The organism is Bacillus sp. LL01 (genome assembly GCF_001037965.1).
This window is the reverse complement of the sequence record NZ_LFEL01000091.1, coordinates 1-6,322: the sequence shown is the minus strand read 5'-3', so window position 1 is coordinate 6,322 and position 6,322 is coordinate 1. Positions and strand designations below refer to the sequence as shown.

The following is a 6,322-nucleotide window of genomic DNA, read 5'->3' as shown; positions in this document are numbered from 1 at the left end:
TGTTTTTTAAACAAAATCATCTGGTACACCATTTTTCCAATTATACTCATTATTTCTTTTGACTTGTTTATTACTTGGTTTCATTGACCTAAACTTCCACATCTTAAATCTTGTATCGTGAATACCAGTTCGTTCTTGAAAGAAAAAAACAGGTCTTCCATCAAGAATTAAAATTAACGTACTTACTATTAAAAATAAAGGGGATAACAATATCAATGCTATGGAGCTGACTATTATATCAAATATGCGTTTAAGTACTTTGTATGATGTAGTCCCGGACTTTCGCCAAACTTTCCCGTTCTTCTTCTCTAAGCTCTGTTCCATCTTTTACACCTCCTATACCATTTGCCACCCCAATTAGTTGAGTAGGCTTATTGATTTGGTCTAAAATAACATCTCCCTCTCTTCCTATGATTCCACCTGCTACTGTCATTGTACCGTTAATTTCTCTTCTGCCATGAACTTTTTCAAAAAAAGCATTAATTTCATTACTTTCTGATAAAAGAGTGTATTCAAAACCCACTCTAACATCCAACCTAAGTATAGTAGCTTCTTTTTCATGTGCTTTTGAGATGAATTCTTTAGAAAAATTATTAATTCCGCCATCAATAACAAGGGTGTCCTGCTTGAATAGAGAGCAAAATTCTTTATTTATTACTCGTTCTCCAGATACTAAAGAAATAACAGAATCAAATTCTTCTTCTTGAGAAACTATCGAACTACTTAGTAACTTAATCGGGTATGTATTATATTTTGGTAAAATAAAATTTAATACTTCTATTATCTTTTTAACTTTCTCTTTATTACGACCGAAGACAAAGACTTCTGCATTCATTTCAGCAAAACGCAGTGCTACTTTAGTAGCGAGGTTACCCGATCCAATTATTAGTATTTTTTTGTTATATACCTCTTGCTTAAATTTCTCTCGAACTAGTTGATCAAGCGCTTCTACAGTAACATCATTAGGTTTGTAAAGTATAACTTTAGATTTCCTGATGGTCTCTTGTGCAATTTTCCATAAATCACAATCTTGCTTTTTTTCAACATCAATATAAATAGTAGGTACTTTGCCATCTAACACATTTAAGACTTTCCTAGCTACTTCGTTAGTAGATGTAAGAAAGTTTATAAAGGAAATGTCCCTTACCTTTCTTCTAGGTRAAACCACAAAAGCATTTGATGATCTAGCAGTACAACTAAGCGCTGCCATTGTTTTTTTTGAAGCACCAATACTTTCAAGTTCTCTCAAAACCTTAGTTTCTATTTCTCCCACTTGATCACCTCAAATCCGTACACAGGTTATTTAACTTTCTGTCTAGGATCAATTTTTTCACTCATATTTAATATTATTTTTTTAGCGAAATTAGGGATTATTCCAAGAAATATAGGAATCGATGCAGAAGTAAGTCTTGTTATAGGACCACATCCTATTTTCTTAGTTCCTTCCCACCGAATTTTAGCGTCAATCATCCTATAGCTAATTTTTCTCTTCTCAACATGAGTAGAACTAACTCGATATTTAATTAATGCTTCTGGAATGTTCTCAATCTTTTTTGAATTAGCTAAAGCTTTAAACCATAAATCATAATCTTGAGCAAATCGGTATTTTTCATTGTAACCACCGATCTCCATAATATCATCTCTTCGAAACATAACAGATGGGTGGATTACAGGGTTTACTTTAATAATCAACTTTTTAATATCAGAGTATTGAGTAGGAACCCTTCTTAATTTTCCTATCTCCCCAAATTCGTTTATTTCTTCTGCCCATGAACCAACTATAGAGACACTCTTATTTTCTTCTAAATACATTACCTGCTTTGCTAATCTAGTTGATTCCATAATATCATCAGCATCCATTCTAGCAATATAAGATGAATTGGTAGATCTTAGTAACTCATTTAAAGTAATTGTGAGCCCCTTGTTGCTATCGTTGATGTCAATTAAGTTAAATCTATTATCTTTTTCACACCATTCTTGTAGTATAGTCTGAGTGTCATCTTTGGAATGATCATCAATTATATTAACTTTGAAATTTTCATATGTTTGTTCAGATATACTTAGTAAACATTCCTCTAAATGCATTTCTGCATTATAGGTGGCAAGTACAATCGTTACTTCTGGATCTATTTTAATCACCTACTTAGATAATTTACTATTTCGCAACGTTAGGTTAATAATCTCCATTTCCTTAAAATTATTTTATTAATGAATGGTGGCATTAAATAAAACCCTGCTCTTAAGTTTGGATAAGTAATTATACTCTTAATTGCCCATGGAATTGCTTGGAAATAATTTCTTTTATACGCTGATTTAGTTATACGTAATAAATGTGCAGATTTTATTTTTTTATAAGCAAGGTACCCTTCGGTAGAAATCTCTTGAGCATACTTTTCCATAATATAAGAAACTGCTTCTAGGTGGTTATTGCTTCGTCCACTTATTTGATTTGAAGGATTATTAAAGACTGTATACCTTACACTACATTGAGAATCGTGTGCAATTTTAGTTACCTTACAACATCTTATCCACAAATCATAGTCTTGTAGGGCAGGCAGGTTTATATCAAACCCACCTACATCGACAAAAATCTCTCTTTTAACCGCCACAGACGATGTTGTCCCAATTAAATTCGTGTATAAGATTTCAGGATAAAGATCACCATTGGCAGAAGGCTTGATGGTTCTTATTACATTATTTCTATCCAAATCACTTACCACTAATTTCCCTGAATACACCAAGCCAATATCTTTATTATTATTAAGAATATTAATCTGATTTTCTATTTTATTTGGTTCCCAGGTGTCATCATCATCCAAAAACATAAGTACTTCCCCAGTGGCAAGTTCTGCCCCTTTATTTCGTGCAGTACAAGCTCCCACAGAACTATCAAATCTATGAATAATTATATTAATTAGCCTATCTGATTTAAAAATATCTTTATCAAATTTAGTATCGGAATTGTCATCAACAATAATTATCTCTTTGGGTCGTACTGATTGAGTCACAACACTTCTCACAGCCTCTTTCAAGTGAGATATTCTATTATGAGTAGGAATTATTACTGAAACTCCCAAGGATTTCACCTCTTTAAAAGTTATTCAAATTTACATTTCAGTTGAGTTTATCTTTTAAATCACATTTAATTTTCCAGGTTGAAATTAAAGCTACTATAACCCAAAATTCATGTACTATAAACATATCATTTGACAATGAAAACACCAAAAAGCCAATTAAAATAAAAAAGAATGGAGAATTAACTTTTAAGTTCTTTACATTTATAGTTTTTAAGATTAGTACGACCAGAAAAATAATTAGAAACATAAAGCCTATCATACCACTTTCAATCAGTGCTTTAAGGTAGTTATTGTGTAGGTTGTGTTCATGCATTGCTATAAAATTATTACCCCCCACACCAAATAAGATATAACTATTACTGCTATAAAATAAATTTAGAGCGTCTTCCCATATGATGTACCTACTTGCTCCACTACCTTCTAAAGCATCTTCTACTCTAAATGCAAAATTATTATATATCCTTTCGAATAAATTTGTTTTCATTACTTTTAATAAAACATATATAATAAATGGCATAATTAAGAGTGACTTTATTATCCAACCTTTTTTTATTCTTGGTCTCAAATAAATTAAAAAGTATACTACAACCATAATGAACAGAGCTAGAATTGCTCCACGAGAAAAGGTTAGCATTAAATCAATTATGACTAAGGTATTAGCTAAATAATAAAATTTACTTTTAACCTGACTTGTATAAAAGAGAGAAAGTATAAATCCGATGCAAACTAATAACGTAACCGCATAATAATTTGGGTTCCCTATAAACCCAGAGGTACGTGCGAGATCCCAACTGTTAATAATAAATAGCATCCCTGAATCATATCCTGTATAAAAATGTCTTAAATAACTTATTAAACTTAGACACGAGACCACTGTTACGGATATAATATAAACTTTTTGAAAAAAATAAAGCCCCTCTCCATATTTAAAAATGTTCACAATTAAAATTAACAGTATAATAGAATATATGTGTGTATTAATAAAAGCGAGAACACCATGAAAATCTACAGCGTACATCAGGGTTAAGAGACTGATAACTATCATTAATAATAAGTAATATAAGATGTAAAGATTATCTTTATAAATATATACTCGTCCATAGGGTAACTTAATTAAGCAATAGATTATGAAGTAAAATATCACAAGATACCTTGTAGAGAAGCCAATAAATTCAGGAACAACCAATGAAAAAGTTAACAATATGGAAAAAAGTACGATTGAGTAATTTAATTTCATTTCCGTCTCCAGTATTTGAAAAATAATTACATTAATTTTTGTATAATTTTAAGTAACCATTCGATATTTTTTGTACACTATATTTATTTTTTGCCATCATGAGTGAGGATTTTCCAAGATTTTTTCTGTAATTCTCATTATTTATTAACTCTATAAGTGATAAGGTCAATTCGTGTACGTTACCCACCTCATACAATAACCCATTCTCACCATTTTGAACTATATCAACGTTTCCACCTATATTAGACGCTAATAATGGCAAGCCTGACATACCAGCTTCTAATAATACATTAGGTAATCCTTCTGAATAAGAAGGTAATATCATAATATCCGCAAGTTGCATGAATACAGACGTATTACTTACTTCACCTTTATAAATTATATTAATGTTATTATTACCATTTAGCTCATCTAATTGTTTGTAGAATTCTTTTTCTTTTTCATACATTGGTCCACACAATAAAAAAGTAACTTTATTCAAATCATTCTTTATCAACTCAATACTATTTAGTAAATCAAATATTCCTTTTCTTACACAGATTGATCCTGCAAACATTACAACAATGTTAGCTTCATCAATATCATATTCTTTTCTCAATTTCTTTTTCTGATCAACCGTCACAGGAAAAAAAATTCTTTCATCTACGCCATTAGGGATTTTTTTTATCTGCGACTCCTTGATTCCAACGCCTTTTAACCTACTTTCAATCTCCGTACTTATTGCTATAAAGTTATCAGCGTGCTTTATAATTGTTCTTCTTAAAATCCGAGGTATTCGCCTAATAATGTTACTTCGTTCAATTTCTTTAGTTCCTAATTCATCTTGTGCGATTTTTATAATAACTTTTTTTTTGTATAGTTTCCCCACAATAGTAGACACCATAGCCTCGGGACCTGCTTTTACACAGTGAATTACATCATATCTATTTCTGTTGAATATTAACCATAAGAATACCTTTATAACATAAACATAAAAATTTCTAGCTTGATTTTGTTCTTTTTTGTTTTCTCTTAGCAAATTAATAAGATTCATTCTTGTTATAGTGCTAGAAGTGTCCGGAGCAGCTGTCAATACGTTAAATTCAATGTCATTATTATTCTTTAGTATATTCTCTGAGATAGTTTTTAATTGCTTTCCATAACCCGAATACAAAGGGGGGAATTTATAACAAACAAGTGCAATTTTCATAATTCCTCCCCTTAATCACCATTAGAAATAAATTTATTGATAATCGTTTTATTTTTCAATGCACTATTCTTTAAATCTTCTCGTAATTGCAAATCCTGCTTGCTCATATTTTTATACCTTGGTTCACTTGTTAAGAAAGATCTGATTTTCTTAACAAACTCTTCCTCATCAAATGAACTTAATTCGAAACAATTCATTTTTTGGTTGCTTTGCTGATAAAAACGTTTTGTTTTTTGGTGAGCCGCTAAGCCAAAAGGTTCAACTCCCATGCTATAAGCCACAATTCCTACGTGAAGTTTTGTAGTAAAAACTTTATCTAACTCCGAAATAATTGCAGTGGTTAGCCATACATTAGTATGTTTATAGATTTCATATTTATTTACTAATTTGGAAGAGATATATTCAATCATTTGATTTTGTTCTTTAGAATTTCTTTTATCCGCAATTAAAATAGGCTTTATTTCCTTATTCTCATTAAAATAATTTATTAAATAGTCAGCTACTTTTTTAATGTGTGTACCGGAATAGTTCTTATTATCAAATGACAATCCAAAATGAACTCCTACTAGCGTATTGTTATTCTTATTTAAAATTCTCCTAGCTTCTGTAATATACTCAGGAGGTAAACTGTCTTTAGTTAAACTTAAAACTACATCTGCAGTTACTTGAACTTCTTCAGTGTTTACCCCATTTCTGACTAAAAAGTCTCTTGATTCATTATCTCTTACCGCAATAAGTGAAGACTCTCGGCAAATATTTACTATTTTTTTCTTTGWAGGGTAAAAAGACACAGGTCCAGCACCTGTTCCAACAATAATA

6 protein-coding genes are annotated in these 6,322 nt (G+C 30.6%); all 6 read right to left on the bottom strand.

All coding sequences use genetic code 11. The features are described from left to right. Positions 1–250: 250 nt before the first annotated feature. Positions 251–1,273 (bottom strand): hypothetical protein, encoded by a 1,023-nt coding sequence (locus AB685_RS25060; RefSeq protein ID WP_047973310.1) that lies wholly within the window; start codon positions 1,271–1,273, stop codon positions 251–253. A 26-nt stretch (positions 1,274–1,299) separates the two neighbouring features. Further along, positions 1,300–2,139 carry a glycosyltransferase gene (locus tag AB685_RS25055; protein WP_128755943.1) on the bottom strand — a complete coding sequence of 280 codons (840 nt, stop codon included), beginning with the start codon at positions 2,137–2,139 and terminating at the stop codon, positions 1,300–1,302. A 29-nt stretch (positions 2,140–2,168) separates the two neighbouring features. Next, positions 2,169–3,077, bottom strand: coding sequence for a glycosyltransferase (locus tag AB685_RS25050; protein WP_047973309.1), 909 nt, complete (start codon positions 3,075–3,077; stop codon positions 2,169–2,171). 37 nt (positions 3,078–3,114) lie between these two features. Further along, positions 3,115–3,888 carry an O-antigen ligase family protein gene (locus AB685_RS31475; protein WP_157860754.1) on the bottom strand — a complete coding sequence of 258 codons (774 nt, stop codon included), beginning with the start codon at positions 3,886–3,888 and terminating at the stop codon, positions 3,115–3,117. Positions 3,889–4,345: 457 nt separating this feature from the next. Continuing rightward, on the bottom strand, positions 4,346–5,503 hold the full coding sequence (locus AB685_RS25040; protein WP_047973307.1) for a glycosyltransferase family 4 protein: 1,158 nt from the start codon (positions 5,501–5,503) through the stop codon (positions 4,346–4,348). Between the two features lie 11 nt (positions 5,504–5,514). Next, the coding region (locus AB685_RS25035; RefSeq protein ID WP_047973306.1) for a polysaccharide pyruvyl transferase family protein at positions 5,515–6,322 on the bottom strand (808 nt) is incomplete at its 5' end.